The following is a 23459-nucleotide window of genomic DNA, read 5'->3' as shown; positions in this document are numbered from 1 at the left end:
AAGTCTTTCTTGGCTGAGTATATTTTGGCATTGGACACCTCGTCAGTTTGACTTTGGTGTCCGTTAAAGCGGGGGAAGATCACAGTCCCTAGCAACCGTTTGTTAGGGTTAATCATTTATAAACTCTTCCAGGTATCTATCAAAAGCGGGATAACGTCCTGTTCCAGAAAATTCTTTCTCTAAAAATAAAAGGTATGCTGCACCTGATGGGTTTTCCTGAAGTGATTTTGTATTCTTGTAGTTTTTATAGGCTGCAATTGCCCCTATAACCATAGAAGTGCTGAATGAATATAGAGAAAAGGGATCGCCACCCACGCCAAGTAGTGCGCCATAAACGCTAGCTGAAGTAGGGACGCCTATTGAAAAAAAGCTACCAACATCGTCCTTATTTAAGAAACCTTGCGATGCCTTTAGATCTTGCTTTGCCTGCTCGAGATCCTTTCTGAAGTCATTAATTATGGTCTTTCCGTGATCAATTGATTCACACTTATATAGTTGTTCAGAAAACTTGCTAAGCTGCAGTTTAAAAGCTGATTTTTCATCTTTAGAATTTTCCGAAGCTTTGATTACAGCACTCATGGGTATTGAATCAATATTCAGGGGGAGAAGGTTTTCGAAAATTAATGAAGAATAGAATCCCTCAGCTTCGCGGTCATAGAGAAAATCATCAAAATTTGCAGCTTCGGAGAAATAGGAGCTAACAGCAAAAGAGTATTTGTCATCCGTGCATCGAGCTAGTTGTCTACGCTTTGCTACTTCGGTAGACAAAAAGAACATATACCCTCTAACAACTTCCCTTGGCAAGGTCAAAAAACCCTCATCTGACTCTCCTTGAGCGTATTTTTCCAGCGTAGGGTAAAGTGTCGAGTCAATTTTCTCTGGGTGAAGGTAAGCATACTCATCATACTCAAGGCCAGCAGGTTTATATTGCATGCCATCCAAAAAATCTTGAAAGTCTTGAGCAATACGGCTCATATCCTCTTTTTCTAGAGAAACTGCTCTTACAAGATCATTGTCACACGCCCTAAGAACTTCATCTGAATCTTTTGGGGTATAACTCGCCGGGACGATTCGATAGACGTTATCCCAAAGTAAAATGGCGGACTTTAGCCATTTCTCATTTTGAATTTCTATATGAGGATAATAAAGAATTGAATCTCGCATAATGTTCCCTAGAACCCTAACAGTTTCTTAGTAGGTATGCTCATTAACACACCTAAGCCCTTATTCAGATTCCCAGCCTAACCCATTGTCCGGGCTGTAAAAATCATCGTTATTCTCTTTCTTGTCAGGATATAAACGCGCCTGCGTGTTTTTCCCCTGAAACGCTCTTTACACTTTGCGCATTATTGTTTTCTTTTTATTTCAGCCACGCTGCCGCCCATCCTTATATACGCAGGGCAGGAATTGCGTGGCTTTCTTATTCGGGATTGTAAGCGGGGAGGGCGGTTGTTCCCGGTCGTCTGACTCTGTCGTATTAACGATCTGGCGCATCCCTGCTGTGGATCGAGAGTACTGAAATTCGCGGATGGGTTCAATAATTGATAGAAATGGTTGCAAGTGGCAAAAGGCGACAGTGTCGGTATTTCCGCTATCAGGAACGGTTTGGCCGGCGGGCAGGGTATCGGTGAGGGATGTCGGAGGGATAAGATGGAAACGGTTAGCGAGGCTTTTTAGTGTCTGGAATTGTAGTGGCCTGGCATTATAGTAGCCTGGAATTGTAGTGGTTTAGCATTTCAGCTGGTCACGTACCCGCATCAGGGCAAAGCCCAGCAAATTCTGGCCCTGCCAGTTATGTGGCTCAGAGGCTGTCGGATCGTCGGCCGTCAGGCCAATTCCCCATACTGCATCCACAGGGCTGGCCTCTACCAGAATGCTGTCCCCGGTATCGAGCAGAAATTCCTTCAGCTCCGGGTTTTGCGAAGCAGAACCGTCAATTTGGTACCACACTTCATTTTTTATTAAGAATCGCTGTTAAGCGGTTTATGAGAATCATCCAGCCATGACTTTATATCCTGTACAACGTCGTCAACCCTGCTGCTTCCGTCGGGCCTTTTAAATGAATGATCAAGGTTGTTATACATCTTAAATTCAATATTGGGCTGGTCTTTAGCGAGTTCTGTCGCTTGCTCCTGAGCCAGACGTACGGAAACATTTTTATCCATCCCCGACTGAATGAGTAACATTGGGGTTTCTACTTTGGAAAGTATTGCGGTCTGGTCAATTTCAAACATGTTTCGCCACCACCGGTAACCATGCCCGCTCATACTCAGCTCAAAGGGTTCGCTGTTGAGGATATGTTTATAAAAGCCGGTAAAGCCATTCGCGGCTTCCTGGTATGCCTCAGCGGATGGCGACTGGGATTTTATATTGTGCAAAACATCGTCTATAAATTTGGGGGCACCACCGTTGAGTGATACGGTGGCATTAATGTAACTCAATTCTGACGCGAGCAGGTTGGCAACGACAGCACCTTCACTCCCTCCGAGCAGGACGATTCTTTTATATTTTCTTTCTTTGCGTAAGGTGCTTAACACCTGGGTGTAGTCTTTTACCCTCTGCTTTGGTGAGTCGTTTTCGATATAGGCAGCAGGGCAGTCATCCCTTTCAGAAGCGTTGCTCCAGGGTAATTCGGCGCTAATGCCATATTTCTCAACCGTTAAAATACTGGCTTGCGGTATAACCGCTGAGAATTCGCTGTTAATCCGCTTGTTGTGGCGGACGCTGTTGCAATCGGAACCCTGTATTAATACCAGCAGTGTCTTCTCCGGGTTATCCTGAGCAAGCAGATAGTAGGTGATGTTTGTACCATCGTTTCTGGCTATCTCGAAGGATTCCGTAGCAGGTAAGCCTCGGGAGAAGACCGCCTGAGAGATGAGCAGTACGAACAGCGTTAAGGCTTTAATGTTCATGCGATCATGAAGACAGAATAACCAAACAACCAGAGAATCTGGAAGCCGTAACTCAGCCGCTGGTGAGTGCCCGGGTTGGTTCTTTCTTTAAAGGATACGCTCAGCCGGTATGTAAAATAAAAACAGCCAAGCAGGCAGATTAATGAGAATACTCGGATGGCTGTCGGGTTAGTATCCGAAAATACTGCAATTGCCGGGGCAACAATAAACGACAGCAATAGAACCACTCCTGACCAGGAATGAATCTGGCAAGGTATGGTCGGGGTCGTGGTATATGGGTCCGCATCCATAGGGAAAAAGCCACAAACCCAGGTACTTAACCCATGAATGACAACCATAATACCGATTGCAACGGTTGCGGTGCTCTCTGCATAGGTGCTGATCAGGTAGTATCCAAACAGGATAAATAAGAGCCCTAAAGGATAATTGTTGATCAGTGGAGAGAGTTTCTGGGTTGGACTGCCAGCAGCACCCAGCTCGCTGCAGAATTGCCTGGAATGGCTGTAGTTCGGATAGAACAATGAGGCAATAATAACGCCTGCTACAATCCAGATGGAAGCAATGATTCCCGTGTAAGAAATAAAGCTAAGCACGTTTAAATTCCCTCTGACAGTTGGTCATTTAATGCCGGGCCGGTTTCGCCGCACAAACAGTTCAGTCGCCCCTTTTACACCATTATCAGGCGTGTTTATCGCTGCTCATAGTGTCTGTTGTTGAGTGGGTAGTCAATGCGTGGGAGGAGAGGCTGGGCTGGATTGAACCTGCGGGATGCTTGCAGGTATGCCGGTTCTGCGTTTCTTTATCCGGATTGTGGATAGGTTTCGTTGCCAGAGAGCCGTGCCTGGCCGAAGAGCGGCACTCTCTGCATCAATCTGTGTCGCCAATCTGTTAGAATCCGGCGACTGAACTCCAGAGGCCCGTGCCCGCTTTGACCAACAGTAACCTACCTCCCAATACGCCTTCCGGCCTTGCGCTTGCTGTGCCTTCTGCACAGGAACAGCAAACGGCGCAGGTAAGCCGGGCACCGCAGCTGACACCGCAGCAGGCACAGGTGATTGCGCATCAGCAGGGTCATGCCAAGGTGGTGGCGGTGGCGGGTGCGGGTAAAACCACCACGCTGACGCACTTTATTGCTGCCCGTCTGAGCGAGGGCGTAAGCCCGCGGCGTCTGCTGGTGCTGATGTATAACCGCGCTGCGCGGGAGGATTTTGAGGCCAAGTTAGGTCGCTTATTGCCTCGTCAGGCGTTGCCCGAGGTACGTACCTTTCACTCTCTGGGTTTGCGTATTTACCAGCGCTTAATTGCTCAGGGTGTCTTGCCGCCGTTTCAGGGCAAACCGTTATCCGATAGCGAAATGGAGCCCATTGTCTGGCGTTTACTGCAGCAACTGGCGGATGACGATACCCGCCAGGAAATTCTGTCGCAGCGGAAAAAATGGGTCGAACCGGCACTGGCCTTTATTGATCTGGTGAAATCCGGTCTGCAGCCACCGGCTGAGGTATTTGAAGCGCTGGAACTGCCCGACAGCTGCAAAATCTTTATCGACCTGTTTGATCTGTTTGAAGACTGGCGCCGTCAGCAACGGCGTATCAGCTATTCCGATATGCTCTACGATCCGGTCATGGCCTTTATTTATCAGCCGGAAGTCGCCGCGCAGTTTGGTGGCCATATGCAATGGATTCTGGTGGATGAATATCAGGATATTAATGCCATTCAGCAGCATCTGCTGGAAGTACTCTACGGTGGCCGCGGTTCGGTGATGGTGATCGGTGACCCGGATCAGACGATTTATGAATTCCGTGGATCAAAGCCGGAATTTATTGTGCAGAAGTTTGATCAGCAGATGCAGCAGGTCAGCACTTACCAATTACCGCATACCTTTCGCTATGGTCATGCGTTATCGCTGTTGGCCAATCATCTGATAACCCATAATAAAGAGCGTGAGCCGGTGTTGTGTTTATCACATCCGTCCACGCCGCAGACGAAAGCCAAACTGCATTTTGCCCGTTATGAACCGGCGCTGATTTTAACCCTGATTAAAAGCGAGGCAGAAAAGCAGCCACTGGAAAACATCGCCGTTATTAACCGCTTATGGGCGTTATGTGCGCCGATAGAGCTGGGGCTTTTGCAGGCTGGCATTCCGTATCAGCTGCATAATTCGCAGTCGGTACTGGATCGCTGGGAGCTGCAGATTTTCTGGATCTTGCTGGAAATCTCGGCCGGGCGTTTTGCTGCGCGTAATACCGAGCAGCGTACCGATGCCTGGCTGCAGGTATTAACCACGCCTTATCCTAAGATTAAACGCTCAACGCTGGAGCAGATTGCCCGCACGCTGGCGCAGGCCGATGCCGATTTTGGCGAGGCCTTGCAGGCGGCGGTGCCGGACGATATGAGTAAATGGCAGCGTCAGCAGCTGGATGCCCGCGCTGAAATTCTTGCCAGTGCTGAGCATGTAGCGATGCCTGCTCATCGTTTATTGCAGCAGTATATTGATCAGTCGGGGCTGGAAGATGGTATTGCCGACAGTGCGTTTTCGGCGCAGCAGATTGAAGACCGGCTGCAAACCATTAAAGCCTTTGTGCGTTTTATGCGTGAGTCGGAGCAGAGCAGCCGAACGGCGCTGGATTATTTACAGCAATTAAAAGCGCAGCGCCTGAAGCAAAGCCGCGAGCGTAAAGGCGGAGTGCATTTAACCTCGATACATAAAAGCAAAGGCCTGGAATGGCCGGTGGTGATTATTCCCGGTTTAAATGCCCATTATTATCCTTATACCCCGGAAGGTGAGTTCACTACCCCAGCCAGCGAAGAAAGTGAGCGGCGTTTACTCTATGTGGCGATGACCCGCGCCATACAGCAACTGCATTTAATTGCGCCTGATCCCCAAAAAGATCAGAAGCGCGGGCCGGGGCAAAGTTCGGCACGGGATTGGAGCAGCCGTTTTCAGCAGGAATTAATGGTTGAACGCAGCGTTGATATGGCTCGCGCCATCTATGCCGGTGACGACTCCGTTGCGCTGAAAGTTCAGCATGGCAGTCCGGCGGATTGGCTGCAGAATTACTGTCAAACGCTGGATATTCAACTGAATTTTACCCTCGACACGTCTTCTGCCATTGGCCGTGAAGGCAGCGTACAGCGCCGTGCAGCTCCGGGTTATCCGAAAGCACCTGCCAATTATATTATTGAACAGAAATACTCCGCCGCAGCAACACAGCGCCGTATCCGTCACGATACTCTGGGCAGTGGTGTCGTACTGGCGGAAGATGAGCGTTATATTAAAATCCGTTTCGACGGCGAAGCTCAGGCGCGTACGCTGGATAAAAAAACCGCCAGTGCCTTTATGGAAAATGAATAACCGGCCAGGTCGGTTTATTGCCTGTAAGCAATGCCGATAAGCAGCAGGAGAAAAGAGACATGAAGTCATTACTGCGCATTATTTCAACCACGTTGTTTGTTACCCTGGTGGCAGCATTAGCGCTGGAATTATTCTGGCTGAACAGTACGGTCGAACAGCGCCAGCAGTGGCTGAGTTTAAGCCCACTGCCGCTGGCGATTAAACCCAATGGCTGGTTGTTGCCACAATTAGTTAATGCTCGGGCTGCCGCCGATTCTCCGTCGGCCAATTTAACCGCTAATACATCCGTCAGTGCTCAGCGCTTATCCGATCAGTCTTTATCAGCCCACTCTTCATCAACTCAGTCGGCAGCAACTCAGTCGGCATCAACTCAGTCGGCATCAACTCAGTCGGCATCAACTCAGTCGGCATCTAATCATTCGTCATCTACTCGCAGCGTACCGGGAAAAAGTCTGGTGGCAGACGTGGCCGAGACCCTGCACAGTGGTTATCGCAGCCACGGTAATTATCAGTGTGTGCGGCCGCCAACGCAGGATATCCGCGAGGTTGAGCGGGGGGCGGTCTATCGCTGGACCGACAGCCAGGGCAACGTTCATTTTGGTGATCGTCCGCAGCAACAGAATGCCGCCGAAGATCTCAGTAAACAATACGCGGCGGCCACGCAGGGGGTGCGTCTTTTAATGGAATACCCTGGCTGGGCTGGTGACGCGCAGCTGGAGTTTCAGTTGCGGCGCGAGGCGGATTTACTGTATCGGATATTAACGCGCTTTATTCCACAGAGCGCCTGGCGGCAGATCAATCTGAATCTGGTGTTGTTTGCCTCTCAACGCGCATTTGATGAATTTCGTCAGCAGCAGGGAGCGAACAGCGGCTGGATGGCTTATTACAGTGGTGGCCATAATCAGGCGTATCTTGCCCGTCAGCAGCGTGACGAGTGGACACTGCGCATTGCCCGCCATGAAATGACCCACGCAATGATGACCGGTATGTTGGGCAGTACACCTATCTGGCTCAGTGAGGGCATGGCGGAATATCTGGAGCGCTTGCAGTGGCAAATGAATTCCGCTCAGGTAAAAGCCGATGACGCACGTTTCCGCCAGTTGAGCCTGCGCGGGCTGACGGGTTTCAGTGAGCTGGCCGGGCGCAACCACGAAGAATTTAACGGTATGGCGCAGGAAGATAATTACGCCCGTGCCGCAGCGATGGTGTTCTTTCTGCTCGACCACGACGATGGCAAACGTTGGTTGCGGCAAACGCTGGGGCATTACGCACAGAACCCTTGTGCGCCTTTTGCACCGGCGCGGTTTTTTAATCAGGCTTATCCCGGTGGGCTGGCGGCGGTGAACGAACGTTATGCCCGCTGGCTGCAGGATGGTCGCTTCAGCACGCATTATTACTGATCACGATGCGTGTCTTTTGTGGCATTTTTTCTGGCCGTGGCGCATGAGGCTGATGTATCTGATGACGTGTCATATCAGCGGTTCGAATATACCGGACATTACTGCAACGCATACCGCGTTATGGTCTGTGAGCGGCGGCGGGGGGTGGTACTCAGATAACCAGTTGTTATACTGGGCGCTTTCGTAGAGATCGGTCGTACAGGTTTATCCGGGTCGCCTTTGCGTAACGCCACAACGCCTTGTGTAAACGAGGCGGTTATATTTCAGTCCGGTGATGCCGGGCCCAACAAGGACAACACCTTATGACCATTGCACAACATAAAATCGTAACCATTCACTACAAAGTTGTTGATGTTGCCAGCGGCGAAGTCATCGATTCTTCTGAAGGTGGTCAGCCTATGACTTACCTGCACGGTGCCCAGAACATTATTCCGGGTCTGGAGCAGGCACTGGAAGGTAAGCAGGTGGGTGATGAGTTTGAAGTAACCGTTGCTCCTGCCGATGCATACGGCGAGTACAGCGAAGACCGCGTACAGCAGGTGCCAATGGCTGCGTTCGAGGGTGTCGAAAAAGTTGAGCCTGGTATGGCCTTTACCGCCCAGACGGAACACGGCCCGATCAACCTGATCGTAACCGAAGTTGACGAAGCGGTTGTAACCGTTGATGCCAACCACCCTCTGGCTGGTAAGTCTCTGAGCTTCAGCGTTCAGGTAGAATCTGTACGTGACGCCAGCGAAGAAGAACTGGCCCATGGCCACGTTCACGGTGAAGGTGGTCACCAGCACTGAGTATTTATCCAAGGATAAAATGCTTAAAAAAAAGCCGGCGCATCTGCCGGCTTTTTTTATGTTTTTTTATGAGTCTTTTATGGATTTTTAATGTTTTTTGGCGTGTATTTATTGCTGCTGAAAAATTAAATAATACTGGATTATTGTCCGCTGGCTTTTTTCAGATCGAAGGGTTCGGCAATATCCACGGCAACCACGGTACCGGCTTTAACATCGGCCAGTGCGCTGACTTCATCCAGTGCATCACCCCAGACGTTGCAGGCGTTGGGTAAGCGGATTTCACCGTGGCGTGAGATGGGGGTTGGGCCAAAACCAATGACAATGCTGCTGCCATCTGCCCAGAAGGCAATATCGCCAGGTTGCACAATATTCACCGCATTATCTTCGCAACTGACCCGTATGGGGCAGTCGAAAATCACTTCCTGTCCCCAGGTCTGAACGGTCGCGGTAAAAGGCACCGCCTTAAGAATGGCCTGAGCGGTAGGGGTGCGGCGTAATGCAATACGAATTTCGTGATTTTCAAAGCGCATGGCCAGTATTGTCATAAAAAATTCCCCGTCTGATCAGTGAAAACCGGCGGCATAAATGCACCCGCCAGCGGTTGGCTGGCGGTGCGTTTCCATTGCAGCTGGGTCTTTGATCAGACTAGCAGAGCGGCTTTTTTGCCGCGCTGATTTTCTTGGTTTTCAGGCGACGGCCCGGCTGTCAATGATTGCCTTGTTAATAGTAAACAGGATGGCATTGAGGCTGGCCGAGAGGGTGTCACCATCCTGAGCGACGGCGGTGTAGCGGCTGCCGCGGATGCTGGCCTGAACAAAGGCCATGGCGGTGGCATCGGAACCTTCACTGATGGCCTGCTCGTCAAACTGGACAATCTGTACGTCAATGCCGGTGGCTTTGTGCATGGCGTCGGCGAAAGCGCTGATGGCACCGCTGCCATGACCATGAATAAGCGTTAACTGGCTGCCGTCATTAATAGACGCCTGCACATGATACTGATTGCCCTGCTTGTCGATCTGGTAGCCCGCCAGCGAGTAGCGGCCATCGTTGTTCATAAATTCGGCTCGGAATACGTGCAGAATCTGTTCAGGGCTGAGTTCGCCTTCCTGCATTTCAGCGCGGCGCTGAATCGGTTGCGCTAACTCAATCTGCATCCAGCGTGGCAAGGTGGCACCAATCTGCTGTTCGAGCAGATAAGCCGCGCCGCCTTTACCCGACTGGCTGTTAACGCGGATGACCGACTGGTAATTGCGGCCAAGATCACGCGGATCAATCGGCAGGTAGGCCACATCCCAGGGTTCGTCGTCCTGCTGCTTGCTCAGGCATTTACGGATGGCATCCTGATGGCTGCCGGAGAACGCGGTGTACACCAGCTCGCCGAGCCACGGATGGCGTGGGTGAGTCTTGATGTTGGTGCAGGCTTCCACGGTGGCGATGATGTCATCGGCCATGCTGATGTCCAGCTGCGGATCAACACCCTGGCTGTACAGGTTCATCGCCATGGTGACGATGTCCATATTGCCGGTGCGTTCGCCATTACCAAGCAAAGTGCCTTCGATACGATCGGCCCCGGCCAACATGGCCAGCTCTGCTGCCGCCACACCACAGCCACGGTCGTTGTGGGTGTGAATGCTGATGATCAGGCTGTCACGTTGATTGACATGATCGCAGAACCATTCGATCTGGTCGGCGAACACGTTGGGCATCGAGCTTTCAACCGTGGCGGGTAAGTTGAAGATGGCTTTCTTTTGCGGCGTTGGCTGCCAGACGTCGATCACGGCGTTACAGACCTCAACGGCAAACTCGACTTCGGTGGTGGAGAAGCTTTCCGGTGAGTACTGGAATACCCACTCCGTTTGCGGGTAACGTTTGGCTTCGCTGGCGACTTTACGCGCACCGTTCACGGCGATGTCGAGGATGCCCTGCTTGTCGAGATTAAACACGCGCTGGCGCTGCACCGGCGAGGTGGAGTTATACACATGCACCACGGCACGGCGCACACCGGCGAGGGCTTCGTAGGTGCGTTCGATTAATTCATCACGCGCCTGCACCAATACCTGAATGGTGACATCCTCCGGAATCTGGTTGGCTTCGATCAGCCAGCGCACGAAGTCGAAGTCCGGCTGTGAGGCGGCCGGAAAGCCCACTTCAATTTCTTTAAAACCCATGCTGACCAATAAGGCCCACATTTGCTGCTTCTGGGAAACGGACATGGGTTCGATCAGCGCCTGATTACCATCACGCAGATCAACTGAACACCACAGCGGAGCGGTGGTCAGAGTCTGGTCCGGCCAGCGGCGATCGGTTTTAGCGATGACGGTTGCGGGGCGGTACTTACGATGGTTAAAGCGGGCGTTGGTCGGGGTATTCATATCCGGTCCTTGCTTAGATTTTAAATAATCTGGTTATTTATTGCGTCATTTCAGGTTTTAAAGCCCATTGGTATTTCTGTGGTTACTGTTTGCGGTAGGGGCCTTTTGGGTCTTACCTGCTCAATCGCTTATGGCGGTTGATGCGGATGCGGTGTCTTGTGAACGCCGCTGGTCAGATGCCTTCCGGTAAAGAAGATGATCTGGTTAACAGTATGTGCACAGTATATGCGGCATCATGGCGCTTATGATTGCAAAGTTGCTATCGTTTACCCTTAATTTTGATACAATATTGCGTAAAAAATATTAATGTTAGTTAATTGTGCTAATGTTATTCAGTGGCATGGATTGCCCTGACTGTGGCGCGTTGTATCAGCACTTAAAAGGTCGTTTTATGAACACAGATATGCCTAACGGCATGGCCCGGCTGGATCGTATTGATCAGCGTATTCTTGAATTGCTGCAACAGGATGGCAGCCTCAGTAATCTGGAACTGGCGGATAAAGTCGGCCTGTCGCCGTCGCCCTGTTCACGTCGGGTAAAAGCGCTGGAAGAAAGCGGTATGATTCAGGGCTACCGTGCCCATCTGGATGCCCGGCGTCTGGGGCTGGATCTGCTTGCGCTGATCTCCATCAGCATGGATCGCCATACGCCGGAGCGTTTTGATAACTTCGAGTCACAGGTGGCGGCCTGTCCGGAAGTGCTGGAGTGTTATCTGATTACCGGCCAGTCGGCGGATTACGTATTAAAAGTGATCGTGCGCGATATGAATGCGTATCAACAGTTCCTGTTAGGTACACTGACCCGCATTGAAGGCGTCAGCGGTGTGCATTCCAGCTTTGTGATGCGCAAAGTGGTGGATCGCACGGCACTGCCGTTAGCGGCACGCTGATGCGACGACCACCTTTGTAAGGAGACTATGGTGTTAACCCAGATTGTGTTGCCGCTGGCACTGGCGATGATGATGCTGGTGATGGGGCTGAGCCTGCGCCCGGCTCACTTTGTTGCCGTGGCGCGTGAGCCAAAACTGATTCTGCTCGGTCTGGCGCTGCAATTGTTGCTGCTACCGGCGCTGGCTTTCCTGTTGGTGCTGGTGCTCTCGCTACCGGCCACGCTGGCCATAGGTCTGGTTATTCTGGCGGCTTGTCCGGGTGGTGCCACTTCCAATGTTATCAGTCATTTAAGTGGTGGCGATGCGTCGCTGTCGGTTACGTTGACCGCCCTGATTACCTTACTGGCCCCCCTGACTCTGCCGCTGTGGGTGAATACCCAACTGCAGTGGCTGAATCTGGATCAGCTTGATCTGTATTTACCCTGGCTGCCAACTCTAATGCCCTTATTACTGGTTACGGTACTGCCGCTGTTGCTGGGAATGGCCTTGGCCGCCAGCTATCCGCAGCGCGTATCGCCGGCATTGCCGTGGCTGAATCGTCTGTCGTTGCTGTTGTTTATGGCATTGGTCATCGCCATGGCCGTCGCCAACAGCGAGCGTCTGCCGCAGTTATGGTCGCAGGCGACACTGGCCTGTCTGGGCTTGTGTTTGTTGGCCATGATGAGTACGGCACTGATTAGCCGTCTGCTGCAACTGGGCGAGCGCCGCAGCATTACGCTGATGGTGGAAGTCGGAATTCAGAATGCCGGTACCGCGATGCTGATCAGCGCAACCATCCTGCAGCGACCGGACCTGGCGCTGGTGGCGTTGTTTTATGGCATCCTGATGAACTTACCGGCGTTGCTGCTGATTGGCCGCCGGATGTTGCGTCAACCGGTTGCCGTCGCCATGCCGATGGGTGGATCTTCGCTATAATGAGCAAAGCCTATTTTTACCGCCGTGGTCTCCGGGCGGTGTTTACCTGCAGGGGCATATTTTGACCAGTCGTCTGTCATCGATAGAAAGTAAGCTGACCTTTTATGTACTGAGCTTCAGCATTGTTCTGGGCGTGTTATTCAGCGCCGCGCAAATTGGTTTTGACTACACGGCCGAGAGCCGTCGTTATCATGAGCTGACCGCGCAATTGCTGGAACGACAGAGCGGACCGGCGGCACTGACGCTGTACAACTATGACAGCAGTTCGATGAAAAGCATCCTCGACAGCCTGCTGATGAATCCGGCGGTGGTGGCCAGTGTGATTGTGGAAAACGACACCGGCTTTGAGCAACGCTCGGGTCTGAGCAAGCGCGAGCTGAGCGATACCGCCAACTCTTTCTATTACCGCGCCCACGATGTCGAGCTGCTGGAACCGGCCATTTATTCGAAAAATTCGCGCGTGATCGGCTATCTGATTGTGTGGTCGGATGAACGCCTGACCCGTCAGGGCTTTGAACGCCGTGCCGGTATTACCCTGCTGTTGGATGTACTGCGTAATATTGCCCTGGCGGTGGTGCTGATTCTGGTATTCCGCGCGCGCCTCACCAGCCCGCTAAAACGCCTGATGGAACGTCTGATGGCGATTGATCCGCGCCAGCCCATCAGCGCACCGCTGGTGGTCGAAGGTTCATTGCGCAACAGCGAGCTGGATGACCTGGCGCATAAAATGAACGATGTGCTGCGCGCCATGGAAGGTGAAATCAGCCAGCGTCAGCAGGCCGAAACCCGTGTCCGTCAGCTGAACGAACAGCTGGAAGAAAAAGTCAAAGCCCGCACCCAGGCTCTGAATGACAGCAACAGCCAGTTGCAGAGCAGTCTGGACGAATTACAGCGCACCCAGGATTTACTGCTGCAGGCGCAGCGAATGGCATCGCTGGGTCATCTGGCAGCGGGTATGGCCCATGAAATCAACAACCCCATTGCCGTGGTGTATTCCAACATTGCCACGCTGAGTGAATACCTGACCGAATTGATTGCACTGGCTGACCAGTACCGCACCGCCGAAGGCGGCATTGCCGACAAGGCACTGGCACAGGCGCTGATCCAGATGCGTACGGCCATTGATCTGGATTTTGTCCGTGACGATGCGCCGGATCTGGTGCGTACCTCCAAACAGAGCCTGGAACGGGTCCGTAATATTGTCAGTGAGCTGCGTACCTTTGCCATCAGCGAAAATCAGCAGAAAGAAACCGCTTCGCTGGATGAGTTAATGCAACAGGCCATGGCCGAGCAGAACATCAGCCAGCGTGACGACTTGCGCGTATACAGCCATCTGCAACAGCTGCCGTTGGTGCCCTGTATTCCAGAGCAGGTGCGGCTGGTGTTCAACAACATTCTGCATAACGCTGCCGACGCCATGCCCAGTGGCGGCACCGTTGAAATTGCCGGTGACATGCAGGACGAATGGGTGGCGATCATGGTAAAAGACTCCGGCACCGGCATGAACGAAGAAGACCTGAGCTGCGCGATTAACCCATTCTTTACCCGCAAAGAAATCGGTCAGGGTACCGGCCTGGGTCTGACCGTTGCCTATAACGTGATGGTGAATCACGGCGGTGAGCTGTTAATCGACAGTTCTCCGGGCAAGGGCACCGTCGTTACCCTGCGTTTCCCGCGCCACTGATTCTTTATTTGCTTTTCACCAACGTCTTTTCATGCCGTTCTTATGCCTCGGCCATGCGCTGAGGCTCATCCATCGTCACCAGCTCCTGCAGTAATTCCCGTAACCAGCGGTGTGCCTGATCGCGCTCGCGGCTTTGATGCCAGATCAGCTGTAACGCTACCGGCGGGCAGGCAAAGGGCAGCGGAGCCATTTGCAGTTGCTGCTGCCATGGGCTGTGTCTGACCAGCCGCTCCGGCACCACCGCAATAAGATCGGTACTGGCAACCACCGGCGGAATCGACACAAAACTGCTGACCCAGAGCTGCACCTGGCGTGGCAGATCTTTATGCCCCAGCAGTTGCTCAATCGGTGTGCCCTGACGGTTGCGCGGTGACAGGCTGACATGTTGCAGGGCGATAAAATCGTCGTAGCTGAGATCGGGGCGGAACTGCGGATGGATACGGGCGGCAATCACCACCAACGATTCCTGCAGCAGCGGCGCATGGCACAGCCCAGGTTGCGGCTGATCAACATAATCGATCGCCAGATCGAGGCGGCCATCCTGCAGGCGCTGCACGATCTCCGGGCTCTGATCGGTTTCTATCTGCAACGCCACACCCGGTGCGCGCTGCCGCAGTTGCTGCATTAGCCAGGGCGCGGCCAGATATTCCACCGCACCATTGGCGCATAAGCGAAAATGGCAGCGACTGGTGGCGGCATCGAAGCTTTGCTGGTCGGCCCAGCCCTGTTCAATCAGTTCCAGCCCGTCACGGACTTTGGCATACAGCTGTATCGCGCGCGGAGTCGGTTTCAGGCCGCTGGCGGTGCGCACAAATAAATCGTCACCCAGTTGCAGACGCAGACGTTTCAGGGCGTTACTGACCGCCGGCTGGCTGAGGTGCAGGCGTTCAGCCGCGCGGGTCAGATGCTGTTCTTCCATTAATGCAGCAAACAGCGGCAGCAGATTCAGATCGAGGGAACGCAGGCTCATGGCTTTCTCACGCATTATTCATAATGGTGATAATACATTTTTTAATTATTGATTGGCCTTTATTTATCGGGCGGCGATAGAGTGGTGGCAGCTTAAAAATAATAACAACAGATATACGACAGGAGATGCTTATGGCCTTTGATCATCTGGCCTTCCGCGCCCGTTACCGTGCCTCTATTGCCAGCTTTTATTCCGGCGGTCTGCATGCGCTGGTGGTCGCGGCTACCGGACTGGCTGTCATCATTTACAGCTTCAGTCAGGTGGAACAGGGCACTGTCGGCGAGTGGCTGTTACTGCCGCTGACTATGGTGCTGGTGAATTTCGGCGAATACGCCACCCACCGCTGGCTCGGACACCATAAAACCGGCATTGGCCGGCTGTTTTATTCGCGCCATACCGGCGACCACCACAGCTTTTTTATTGAATCGGCCATGCCCTTTGAAAGCGTGCGCGACTGGCGTGTGGTGCTGTTTCCGGCCTGGCTGATTTATGTGTTTTTAATATTTCTGATTATTCCCGGTACTTTGCTGCTGCAATGGCTGTGGTCGGATAACGCCGGCTGGATTTATGCCGCCGCGGCGCTGTGCGGTTATCTGTTTTACGAGGTGATGCACTTCAGTTATCACCTCCCGGCAGGCAGTTTTGTTGAGCGCACGCCGATCTGGTGGCGGTTGCGGCATCTGCATCAGTTACACCATGAACGCGAGCGTATGGCGCAGTGCAATTTCAATATCACCCTGCCGTTATTTGACTGGTTACTGGGCACGCTGTACTGGCGTGCGCCAGCGAAAGCCGGGGAGAAAAACTAATGAAACACACACTGTTTGGCCTGGCCGTGATTCTCGGCGCGCTCTATATCCTGCTGTGGCCGTTGCACCCGTACCCGCTCAGCTATGCCCTGAAAGCCAGCCCGCTATTGCTGCTGGCGGGTATTGTCTGGCAGCAATATAAACATGCCGGTCTTAGCCTGCGTGCAGCGCTTTTGTACAGTCTGGCGATGCTGACTTCAGCGGCCGGGGATGTGTTTCTCGACTTTGACCGCAGCCTGTATTTAAAGCAGGCGCTGGCGGCGTTTTTACTGGCGCAGCTGAGTTATATTGCGCTGCTGTGGCCATTGCGTCAGAGCCGCCGTGGGGATGCGCTGCGGGCCGGCTTGCCGGCGCTGTTTGCGGCCTTTCTGCTGTGGCAGTTTTACCCCAATACCGGCGCGCTGTGGTGGCCAGTCGTGGTGTATGTGCTGTGTTTATGGGGCATGGCAGTACTGGCGTTACGCAGCGGCAACCGCTGGATTGCCGCCGGCGGTGTGTTATTTATGCTGGCCGACAGCCTGATTGGCGTGAATCGCTTCTGGCTGCCGTTTGAGCACTCTACACCGGTGATTGTCAGTATCTATATCAGCGCTCAGTTACTGCTGGGGTATGGCCTGTTGCTGGCGGCGGATTCACCTCTGCTGAAAGCAGCAACAGGCAGGCAGAAAAGCATGGCGGAATCCGCTCCGGCAAGCTGAAATCCGTGATTGCGTCAGGGCGGTGGATGGTTTAGTTTGCCGCTTCTTTACGGTCATTATTGGCCAGTTCTGTCGCATAGCAGTGTGAGTGTTCCCATGGCAAAAAAATCTTCTTCCGGTGGTCTGGTGTATTCAACCGAGTTTGGCCGTGCCTGTCCTGAGTGTCGCGAACCTCAGGATCAGTGCCGTTGCGGCGAACCAGAAGTACCCGCCGGAGATGGTATTGTGCGCGTCAGCCGCGAGAGCAAAGGCCGTGGCGGCAAAGTGGTAACCATTGTCAGCGGTGTGCCTTTGGCAGGCGCCGAGCTGAAGACGCTGGCCAAAGAACTGAAGCAGAAATGCGGCGTGGGTGGCGCATTAAAAGACGGACTGATTGAAATTCAGGGCGATCAGCGTGACCTGCTGGTCAGCGAGCTGAGCAAGCGCGGTTTTACCGTTAAAAAAGCAGGTGGCTGAGATGCAGGCAACCTCTGCTGGCACTCAGGCCGATTTACCGGCACCACGTGCGCTGATCGTTTACGCCCATCCCCAGCATCAGCATTCCTACGGCAACCGCGAATTACTGGCGGCTGTGCAGGGGCTGGAGCAGGTCACCGTGCATGATCTGTATGAAGAGTATCCCGATTTTCATATCGACGTGGCGCGCGAGCAGGCGCTGCTGCTGGCCCACGATCTGATTATTTTTCAGTTTCCGCTGTACTGGTACAGCGCCCCGGCCTTACTGAAAGAATGGCAGGACCGGGTGTTCGACTTTGGCTTTGCCTATGGTCAGAACGTACAGCAGGAACAGCAATCTCAGGCGCTGGCGGGTAAGGCGTTGTGGCTGGTGATTACCGCCGGTGGGCCGGTGAATTCATTCCGCGACGAAGGCATTAACCGCCGTCCGCTGAACGATTATCTGCTGCCCTTTGAGCAGAGTGCGGCGCTGTGCGATATGCGTTATCTGGAGCCGTTTGCCGTGTACCGTATCCGCAAGCTGACCAAACCTTATCTGCAGGAACGCGCCGAAGAATACCGTGCCGCGCTGTTGCAGCATCTGCGCGATCTGGATGCTCCTCACCCCCATCCCCAGGAGAATGCCGATGCATGACAGCGGCTTAATGCAGCAGGCTTTTGTCTTTCTGCTGTCGGCGGTAGTGGCGGTGCCCGTGGCCAAGCGTCTTGGTCTGGGCTCGGTACTGGGGTATCTCTGTGCCGGTGCGGTAATCGGCCCCTTTGCGCTGGGCTTGATCGGTAACGACGTTGAAGGCGTGATGGCCTTTGCCGAATTCGGCGTGGTGATGATGCTGTTTCTGGTCGGCCTCGAACTCGACCCGTCGCTGTTATGGCGTATGCGCGTGCCTATTTTAGGGCTCGGAGGCCTGCAGGTGGTGGTCACCAGTGTGCTGATTCTGCTGGTCGGCGTGCAGCTGGGTTTTCCCTGGCAGCAGAGTCTGGCGGTGGGCATGATTCTGGCGATGTCATCGACCGCCATCGTGTTACAGACCCTGAATGAAAAATCACTGCTGAAAACCGAAGCCGGGCAATCGGCCTTTGCCGTGCTGCTGTTTCAGGATATTGCCGTGATTCCGATGCTGGCGATTCTGCCGCTGCTGGCACTGGACAGCTCGCTGGTGGCTGCGGCTTCACATACCGGTTTGTCCGGCTGGCAGAAAACCCTGCTGGTACTGGCGGTGGTGGCCTCCATTGTGATTGTTGGCCGCTGGGTCAGCCGTCATCTGTTCCGCATTATTGCCAACACCCGTATGCGCGAAACCTTTACCGCCACCGCACTGGCGCTGGTGGTGGGTATTGCGCTGCTGATGGAGCTGGTCGGGTTGTCACCGGCACTGGGCACCTTCGTTGCCGGGGTGGTATTGGCCAACAGTGAATACCGCCACGAGCTGGAAGCGGAGATTGAGCCGTTTAAAGGCCTGTTGCTGGCGCTGTTCTTTATTTCCGTCGGTGCCAGCATCGACTTCGCCTTGCTGGCGGCCAAACCCTGGCTGGTGCTGGAGCTGGTGCTGGGGCTGATCATCATCAAAATGCTGGTGCTGATTGTGCTGGCGCGGCTGTTTGGTCTGTCGGCGCAGAGCAACGGTATCTTTACCTTTGCCCTCGCCCAGGGCGGTGAGTTTGCCTTTGTGCTGTTCACCTTTGCCGGTAATAACCAGATTCTGCCAGCGACGATGATTGAGCCGCTGGTGCTGGTGGTCGCGCTGAGCATGGCCGCCACACCGCTGCTGATTATCCTTAACGAGCGCCTGATTCTGCCGCGCCTGTCGGGCAATAACAGCAAGCGTCCGCACGATCAGATCGAATCGGAAGAAGCGCGGGCCATTGTGGTCGGCTTCGGTCGCTTCGGCCAGATTGTTGGCCGTCTGCTGCGAATGAACGGCTTTGCCATTACGGTTCTGGAACACGATGCAACTCAGGTGGATACCGTGCGCCGTTTTGGTCATAAGGTCTTTTACGGCGATGCCGCGCGCCTCGATCTGCTCGAAGCTGCCGGACTGGCTGACGCCGAACTCTTGGTCGTCGCCATCGATGATCACGAACGCTGTCTGCAAATCGTCGAAGTGGTACGCCGCCATTACCCGCAGCTGCGCATTATTGCCCGCGCCCGTGGTCGTCGTCAGGCGGCGGAAATGCTGCGTGCCGGAGCTGATCATGTGGAGCGAGAAACCTTTAACTCAGCGCTGGCGCTGGGCCGTGAAGCATTGCGTTCGCTTGGCTTTCGCGCCTATCAGGCACAGCGTGCGGCGGAGCTGTTCCGTCACCACGATGAACTGAATGTACGCTCGCTGGGAGAAGTGCTGGACGACGAATCGGCCTTTATTAACCGCGCGCGTCAGCATGCGGTCGATCTGGAACAGGTGCTGAAAAACGACCAGAAGGTTGATGCCGAAAGTGGTGATCAGGCCTGGGACCGGGACTAGCTGGTATCCCAGGCGGTAGCCGAATGAGGCGATAGAACAGGCACTTACAGCGCCTGTAAGTGCTCGCTCAGCTGGGCACGGATAGGCTCCGGAATCGTCACTGATTGCTTGGCGTCGTGATCAAAATGCACCATCACCGCCGAGCCGCGGGCACCCATTCGGCCTTCCTGCCAGGCTTCGTGGGCAATCACCATCGAGCTGTTGCCCAGTTTGGTGAGGTAAGTGCGGATCTCCACATCTTTGCCGTAAAACAGTTCACCAACAAATTCGACTTCGATTTTGGCGATGATCAGATGCCAGTTGTTGATATCCAGATCCGGGGTAAACAGCCGGAACAGCGGCGTGCGGGCATCTTCAAACCAGACCGGTAAAACGGTGTTGTTGATATGACCCAGGGCATCGGTTTCCACAAAGCGCGGGCTCAGGTGGTGCGTCCACATAATATTATTCCTGTTATTAGTAGGTCACTGATTGTACCTGCTGAATCTGTCAGCGGTACTGGCAAAGAGTATAAAATGACAATGAGTATACAATGGCAAAGAGTATAAAATGCCCGGCGCCCTGAGCCATCCATTCACGATTTCAGTCAGATAATACGAGGCCACTTTGCCAGATTCCGCGACGCACATCAGTAACGACGAGCAGGGCATGCAGCTGGCACTGGCCGAAGCGCAGCGCGCCTACGATGCCGGTGAAGTGCCGGTGGGCGCAGTGGTGGTGCTGGATGGCAAAGTGATCGGCCGTGGGTTTAATCAGCCGATTACCAGCCTTGATCCCAGTGCTCATGCTGAGATGGTTGCCGTTCGTGATGCCGCCAGAAATATCGGTAATTACCGCCTGCCGGGGGCCACGCTGTATGTCACCGTGGAGCCCTGTACCATGTGTACCGGTTTATTAATTCACAGTCGCATTGCACGGCTGGTTTATGGCGCGACCGAACCAAAAGCCGGTGCGGTGGAAAGCGCGCTGCAGTTACCGGCACAGCCTTTTTATAATCATGTGATGGAAATTGAGGGCGGGGTGCTTGCTGAGCAGTGCTCCGCTATGATGTCATCCTTCTTTGCCATGCGCCGCGAAGCGAAAAAGCGTCTGAAGCAGGCGGTGCCTCCGGCGGCAGACTGACCGTCTGGGCAAAAAAATAATAAAAAGTAAGAACAAAAATAATAAAAAAACGACCAACCATTCCTACTCACGACGACCCGTACCAAACATAAAAAACAACCAAAACAATTAAAAACGCTTACCGGGAATACGTTTATGCCTGTTTTACGTTCAGTGCTTCTGGCACTGCTGTCACTGCAATTACTCGCCTGCGCCAAAATGCAGGACACCCTCTTTGAAACCGGCCTGAAAGCCGAGCGCGCGCTGTCGGCGCTTAACCGCCATGAGCTGAACGTGGCGGGTCATCACTGGGTGTATCTCGATTCAGAAACCGCCGATGCGCCGGTGCTGCTGATGCTGCACGGCTTTGCCGTCGATAAAGACAACTGGCTGCGTTTTGCCCGCCATTTTAAAGATTACCGGGTGATCGCGCCGGATTTACCCGGCCACGGTGAAAGCTCTTACAACCCGCAGCTGACCTACGATTTTGCCGCCCAGGCCGGTTGGCTGGCGGAGTTTGTTGACGCGCTCAGGCTCACTCAGCCCGTACACATACTGGGGAATTCTATGGGCGGTGGTATTGCGCTGCTGTACAGCGCCGCGCATCCGCAGCAAGTGGCTTCCATTACGCTGATTGACGCTGCTGGTGTGTATCCGCCGCAGCTGAGCGAATTCCAACAGATTATTGATAACGGCGGACGCAATCCTCTGGTGGTGAAAACCGCTGAGGATTACGACGCGCTGCGCAACTTTGCCATGGTGCAGCAGCCGTTCCTGCCGTGGCCTGCACCGGCTGTGCTGGCGCGCCGCGCGATGGCACGCAATGCGATTAATACCGACATCTTTGCCGATATTCATACAGTGGCCGAAGCGGCACGCCACAACGACGATAACCTGCGTCTGCTGGAGCAGATTCAGCAACCGGTTCTGATTCTCTGGGGTGAGCAGGATCGCGTGCTTGATGTCAGTTCAGTGGGCGTGTTTGAGCAGCATCTGGCGCACAGTCAGAGTCATATTTTTGCCAATGTGGGTCATGCGCCAATGCTGGAGGTGCCGGATGACAGTGCCGAAGTGGTGCGTACATTCCTGCAGGAATTGCCGCCTCAGCAGCAACTCCTGCAACCGTCGCAGACGGCTCAGAACGGGGAATAAAAAAAGCGGATAAAAACTTATCCGCGAAACTCACTATTGCTATAGGAGTGGAGGAATAACGGTAATCAGTGATGATGACAGCATCAGAGCATTTTCGTCATCGCTGAATGTTTGACTCTGCTCTTCGTTCCAGACCAGAACATCGTAGTAACGGCGGATATTCTGCACGTAATCAACCGGCTCCTGGCCACGGGCAAAACCGTGGCGGGTGTGGCGGTAGTAACGTTTCTGGCTCAGCAGTGGCAGGGCGTCTTTAACGTCCAGCCATAAATTCGGATTGCCGCCCATCTGTTCGGTAATTTTGCGCGCATCGCGCAGGTGGCCGAAGCCCACGTTATAAGCGGCCAGTGCCAGCCAGGTACGGTCCGGTTCCTGTACTTCTTCACCCAGACGCTCACGCAGCTTGGCCAGATAACGGCTGCCACCAAAAATACTCTGCTTAGGGTCGAGGCGATTTTTTACGCCCAGTTCGCGTGCGGTGTTGCGCGTCAGCATCATCAGGCCACGGACACCGGTAAAGCTTTTGGCGGTCGGGTTCCAGTGGCTTTCCTGATAACCCACCGCAGCCAGCAGACGCCAGTCAAAACCGTGATCAGCACCGGCTTTCTCAAAATGCGGCTTGTAGGTATCCAGCTTGCGGCTGGTCTGACGCAGGAAGCGTTTGGCACCAACATAGTCGAGTTTATCCAGATGGCCGTAGTAGCGTTCTTCCAGACCAGCCAACAGGGCGGCATTTTCTTTATTGCCGAAAAATTCATTCGCGGCCTGATGCAGGCTGTCGTCGCGGCTGTGACTGAACGCCCAGGCAATGTTTTGCTGCTCGCTTAAATCAAAGGCGATGGCGAGGTTAGGGAAGTAAGCCTGCAGCACATCAAACTCGTTGGAATCGACCACGGTAAAGTCGATATTGCCGCTGGCCACCATCTGCAGCATATCGGCCACTTCCAGATCGGGGGTTTCGCTCCAGGTCAGCTCAGGAATCTGGCTGTGTTGCAGCGCGCGCAGGCGTTCTGCATGGCTGGAGCCGGAAGCAACGATTAACTGACCGCTGGCCAGATCGGTCACTTCACGCGGGCGCAATGCCCCACGGCGGTAGATAACCTGCTCGGTTACCTGCATATAAGGCTGCGAGAAGCGGAACCAGCGTTCACGCTCGGCGGTATGAGTGAGACCGGCGGCCGCGAAGACCGCCTTTCCTGTCTCGAGGGTGCTGAAAATGTCATTCAGATTATCGGCCACCACAACGTTAAGGGTAACGCCGAGATGGTCGGCAAAGGCGCGGGCCAGTTCGAATTCGTAGCCAGCCGGGCCGCTGCGGTCTTCATAAAAGCTGGTCGGGCTGTTACGCGTTACCATGACAATCTCACCATGCATCCGCACCTGTTCCAGGTTGTTCGGACGCACGCTGCCGGTCAGTGCGGTTAAGCACAGGGCTGCCATCGAGATGGTTGTAAGTAGACGAGTTATGCCAGATCGCATTCAAATATCCCGTAATTATG

At 53.8% G+C, this 23459-nt stretch carries 22 protein-coding genes; 13 read left to right on the top strand and 9 right to left on the bottom strand.

Annotated features, from left to right (window positions below; all coding sequences use genetic code 11):
* Nucleotides 1-108 precede the first annotated feature (108 nt).
* The 4 genes from NYR02_RS01170 to NYR02_RS01155 form a co-directional block, all read right to left on the bottom strand.
* Nucleotides 109-1164, bottom strand: a complete 1056-nt coding sequence (locus tag NYR02_RS01170) for a hypothetical protein (RefSeq protein ID WP_260974565.1) — start codon at nucleotides 1162-1164, stop codon at nucleotides 109-111.
* Between the two features lie 564 nt (nucleotides 1165-1728).
* A complete protein-coding gene (locus NYR02_RS01165; RefSeq protein WP_260974564.1) occupies nucleotides 1729-1950 on the bottom strand; it encodes an NADAR family protein in 222 nt (73 codons plus the stop codon).
* Between the two features lie 11 nt (nucleotides 1951-1961).
* The gene (locus NYR02_RS01160; RefSeq protein ID WP_260974563.1) at nucleotides 1962-2912 is read right to left on the bottom strand and encodes an alpha/beta hydrolase family protein; all 951 of its coding nucleotides are present in this window, start codon (nucleotides 2910-2912) and stop codon (nucleotides 1962-1964) included.
* Complete coding sequence (locus NYR02_RS01155) at nucleotides 2909-3505, bottom strand: DUF998 domain-containing protein (RefSeq protein ID WP_260974562.1); 597 nt, start codon at nucleotides 3503-3505, stop codon at nucleotides 2909-2911. The genes NYR02_RS01160 and NYR02_RS01155 overlap by 4 nt, the downstream gene beginning before the upstream one ends.
* A gap of 386 nt (nucleotides 3506-3891) precedes the next feature.
* On the opposite strand from NYR02_RS01155, the gene NYR02_RS01150 reads away from it, so the two are divergent.
* The 3 genes from NYR02_RS01150 (at nucleotide 3892) to NYR02_RS01140 (ending at nucleotide 8452) form a co-directional block, all read left to right on the top strand.
* Nucleotides 3892-6264, top strand: coding sequence for an ATP-dependent helicase (locus NYR02_RS01150; RefSeq protein ID WP_260974561.1), 2373 nt, complete (start codon nucleotides 3892-3894; stop codon nucleotides 6262-6264).
* Between the two features lie 59 nt (nucleotides 6265-6323).
* Nucleotides 6324-7664 carry a DUF4124 domain-containing protein gene (locus tag NYR02_RS01145; protein ID WP_260974560.1) on the top strand — a complete coding sequence of 447 codons (1341 nt, stop codon included), beginning with the start codon at nucleotides 6324-6326 and terminating at the stop codon, nucleotides 7662-7664.
* Between the two features lie 302 nt (nucleotides 7665-7966).
* Nucleotides 7967-8452, top strand: a complete 486-nt coding sequence (locus NYR02_RS01140; protein ID WP_260974559.1) for an FKBP-type peptidyl-prolyl cis-trans isomerase — start codon at nucleotides 7967-7969, stop codon at nucleotides 8450-8452.
* Between the two features lie 140 nt (nucleotides 8453-8592).
* Here the strand turns inward: NYR02_RS01140 and NYR02_RS01135 are convergent, their stop codons facing one another.
* Together NYR02_RS01135 and leuA are read right to left on the bottom strand one after the other, a co-directional pair.
* Entirely contained in the window at nucleotides 8593-8997 is a 405-nt protein-coding gene (locus NYR02_RS01135) for a cyclophilin-like fold protein (RefSeq protein ID WP_260974558.1), read from the bottom strand.
* Between the two features lie 141 nt (nucleotides 8998-9138).
* The gene (leuA, locus tag NYR02_RS01130; protein ID WP_260974557.1) at nucleotides 9139-10824 is read right to left on the bottom strand and encodes a 2-isopropylmalate synthase; all 1686 of its coding nucleotides are present in this window, start codon (nucleotides 10822-10824) and stop codon (nucleotides 9139-9141) included.
* 391 nt (nucleotides 10825-11215) lie between these two features.
* On the opposite strand from leuA, the gene NYR02_RS01125 reads away from it, so the two are divergent.
* From NYR02_RS01125 to NYR02_RS01115, 3 genes are all read left to right on the top strand, one after another.
* Nucleotides 11216-11713 (top strand): Lrp/AsnC family transcriptional regulator, encoded by a 498-nt coding sequence (locus NYR02_RS01125; protein ID WP_260974556.1) that lies wholly within the window; start codon nucleotides 11216-11218, stop codon nucleotides 11711-11713.
* Nucleotides 11714-11740: 27 nt separating this feature from the next.
* Nucleotides 11741-12628: a bile acid:sodium symporter family protein gene (locus tag NYR02_RS01120; protein ID WP_260974555.1), complete on the top strand. Its 888-nt coding sequence runs from the start codon at nucleotides 11741-11743 to the stop codon at nucleotides 12626-12628.
* A 61-nt stretch (nucleotides 12629-12689) separates the two neighbouring features.
* A complete protein-coding gene (locus tag NYR02_RS01115) occupies nucleotides 12690-14312 on the top strand; it encodes a sensor histidine kinase (RefSeq protein ID WP_260974554.1) in 1623 nt (540 codons plus the stop codon).
* 40 nt (nucleotides 14313-14352) lie between these two features.
* On the opposite strand, the gene NYR02_RS01110 is transcribed toward NYR02_RS01115, so the two are convergent.
* Complete coding sequence (locus NYR02_RS01110) at nucleotides 14353-15282, bottom strand: LysR substrate-binding domain-containing protein (protein WP_260974553.1); 930 nt, start codon at nucleotides 15280-15282, stop codon at nucleotides 14353-14355.
* Nucleotides 15283-15413: 131 nt separating this feature from the next.
* Here NYR02_RS01110 and NYR02_RS01105 point away from each other — a divergent pair, with 131 nt between their 5' ends.
* From NYR02_RS01105 to NYR02_RS01085, 5 genes are all read left to right on the top strand, one after another.
* Nucleotides 15414-16091, top strand: coding sequence for a sterol desaturase family protein (locus NYR02_RS01105; protein ID WP_260974552.1), 678 nt, complete (start codon nucleotides 15414-15416; stop codon nucleotides 16089-16091).
* Entirely contained in the window at nucleotides 16091-16789 is a 699-nt protein-coding gene (locus NYR02_RS01100) for a lysoplasmalogenase (RefSeq protein ID WP_260974551.1), read from the top strand. The genes NYR02_RS01105 and NYR02_RS01100 overlap by 1 nt, the downstream gene beginning before the upstream one ends.
* Nucleotides 16790-16885: 96 nt before the next feature.
* Nucleotides 16886-17245: a translation initiation factor Sui1 gene (locus NYR02_RS01095; RefSeq protein ID WP_225693383.1), complete on the top strand. Its 360-nt coding sequence runs from the start codon at nucleotides 16886-16888 to the stop codon at nucleotides 17243-17245.
* A 1-nt stretch (nucleotide 17246) separates the two neighbouring features.
* On the top strand, nucleotides 17247-17879 hold the full coding sequence (locus NYR02_RS01090) for an NAD(P)H-dependent oxidoreductase (RefSeq protein ID WP_260974550.1): 633 nt from the start codon (nucleotides 17247-17249) through the stop codon (nucleotides 17877-17879).
* Nucleotides 17872-19707: a monovalent cation:proton antiporter-2 (CPA2) family protein gene (locus tag NYR02_RS01085; RefSeq protein WP_260974549.1), complete on the top strand. Its 1836-nt coding sequence runs from the start codon at nucleotides 17872-17874 to the stop codon at nucleotides 19705-19707. The genes NYR02_RS01090 and NYR02_RS01085 overlap by 8 nt, the downstream gene beginning before the upstream one ends.
* 44 nt (nucleotides 19708-19751) lie before the next feature.
* Here the strand turns inward: NYR02_RS01085 and NYR02_RS01080 are convergent, their stop codons facing one another.
* The gene (locus NYR02_RS01080) at nucleotides 19752-20147 is read right to left on the bottom strand and encodes an acyl-CoA thioesterase (protein WP_145465948.1); all 396 of its coding nucleotides are present in this window, start codon (nucleotides 20145-20147) and stop codon (nucleotides 19752-19754) included.
* Nucleotides 20148-20313: 166 nt separating this feature from the next.
* Between NYR02_RS01080 and tadA the strand changes: the two genes are divergently transcribed.
* Together tadA and NYR02_RS01070 are read left to right on the top strand one after the other, a co-directional pair.
* On the top strand, nucleotides 20314-20829 hold the full coding sequence (gene tadA / locus NYR02_RS01075) for a tRNA adenosine(34) deaminase TadA (RefSeq protein WP_260974548.1): 516 nt from the start codon (nucleotides 20314-20316) through the stop codon (nucleotides 20827-20829).
* A 135-nt stretch (nucleotides 20830-20964) separates the two neighbouring features.
* Nucleotides 20965-21960 carry an alpha/beta fold hydrolase gene (locus NYR02_RS01070; RefSeq protein WP_260974547.1) on the top strand — a complete coding sequence of 332 codons (996 nt, stop codon included), beginning with the start codon at nucleotides 20965-20967 and terminating at the stop codon, nucleotides 21958-21960.
* 39 nt (nucleotides 21961-21999) lie between these two features.
* Here NYR02_RS01070 and mltF read toward each other — a convergent pair whose 3' ends face one another.
* A complete protein-coding gene (gene mltF / locus NYR02_RS01065; protein WP_260974546.1) occupies nucleotides 22000-23439 on the bottom strand; it encodes a membrane-bound lytic murein transglycosylase MltF in 1440 nt (479 codons plus the stop codon).
* Nucleotides 23440-23459: the final 20 nt, after the last annotated feature.

The sequence above is a fragment of the Thalassolituus pacificus genome, from assembly GCF_025318105.1.
Taxonomy (GTDB): domain Bacteria; phylum Pseudomonadota; class Gammaproteobacteria; order Pseudomonadales; family Oceanobacteraceae; genus Venatoribacter; species Venatoribacter pacificus.
This window is presented reverse-complemented; position numbering and strand designations above follow the sequence as displayed.

What these genes read in the sequence shown, in the direction of transcription:
- NYR02_RS01170 (WP_260974565.1), bottom strand. Translation starts at nt 1,164, where the DNA reads ATGCGAGATTCAATTCTTTATTATCCTCATATAGAAATTCAAAATGAG.
- NYR02_RS01125 (WP_260974556.1), top strand. Translation starts at nt 11,216, where the DNA reads ATGAACACAGATATGCCTAACGGCATGGCCCGGCTGGATCGTATTGAT.
- NYR02_RS01085 (WP_260974549.1), top strand. Translation starts at nt 17,872, where the DNA reads ATGCATGACAGCGGCTTAATGCAGCAGGCTTTTGTCTTTCTGCTGTCG.
- NYR02_RS01120 (WP_260974555.1), top strand. Translation starts at nt 11,741, where the DNA reads ATGGTGTTAACCCAGATTGTGTTGCCGCTGGCACTGGCGATGATGATG.
- NYR02_RS01145 (WP_260974560.1), top strand. Translation starts at nt 6,324, where the DNA reads ATGAAGTCATTACTGCGCATTATTTCAACCACGTTGTTTGTTACCCTG.
- NYR02_RS01135 (WP_260974558.1), bottom strand. Translation starts at nt 8,997, where the DNA reads ATGACAATACTGGCCATGCGCTTTGAAAATCACGAAATTCGTATTGCA.
- leuA (WP_260974557.1), bottom strand. Translation starts at nt 10,824, where the DNA reads ATGAATACCCCGACCAACGCCCGCTTTAACCATCGTAAGTACCGCCCC.
- NYR02_RS01080 (WP_145465948.1), bottom strand. Translation starts at nt 20,147, where the DNA reads ATGTGGACGCACCACCTGAGCCCGCGCTTTGTGGAAACCGATGCCCTG.
- NYR02_RS01105 (WP_260974552.1), top strand. Translation starts at nt 15,414, where the DNA reads ATGGCCTTTGATCATCTGGCCTTCCGCGCCCGTTACCGTGCCTCTATT.
- NYR02_RS01110 (WP_260974553.1), bottom strand. Translation starts at nt 15,282, where the DNA reads ATGAGCCTGCGTTCCCTCGATCTGAATCTGCTGCCGCTGTTTGCTGCA.
- NYR02_RS01140 (WP_260974559.1), top strand. Translation starts at nt 7,967, where the DNA reads ATGACCATTGCACAACATAAAATCGTAACCATTCACTACAAAGTTGTT.
- NYR02_RS01095 (WP_225693383.1), top strand. Translation starts at nt 16,886, where the DNA reads ATGGCAAAAAAATCTTCTTCCGGTGGTCTGGTGTATTCAACCGAGTTT.
- mltF (WP_260974546.1), bottom strand. Translation starts at nt 23,439, where the DNA reads ATGCGATCTGGCATAACTCGTCTACTTACAACCATCTCGATGGCAGCC.
- NYR02_RS01070 (WP_260974547.1), top strand. Translation starts at nt 20,965, where the DNA reads ATGCCTGTTTTACGTTCAGTGCTTCTGGCACTGCTGTCACTGCAATTA.
- NYR02_RS01090 (WP_260974550.1), top strand. Translation starts at nt 17,247, where the DNA reads ATGCAGGCAACCTCTGCTGGCACTCAGGCCGATTTACCGGCACCACGT.
- NYR02_RS01160 (WP_260974563.1), bottom strand. Translation starts at nt 2,912, where the DNA reads ATGAACATTAAAGCCTTAACGCTGTTCGTACTGCTCATCTCTCAGGCG.
- NYR02_RS01100 (WP_260974551.1), top strand. Translation starts at nt 16,091, where the DNA reads ATGAAACACACACTGTTTGGCCTGGCCGTGATTCTCGGCGCGCTCTAT.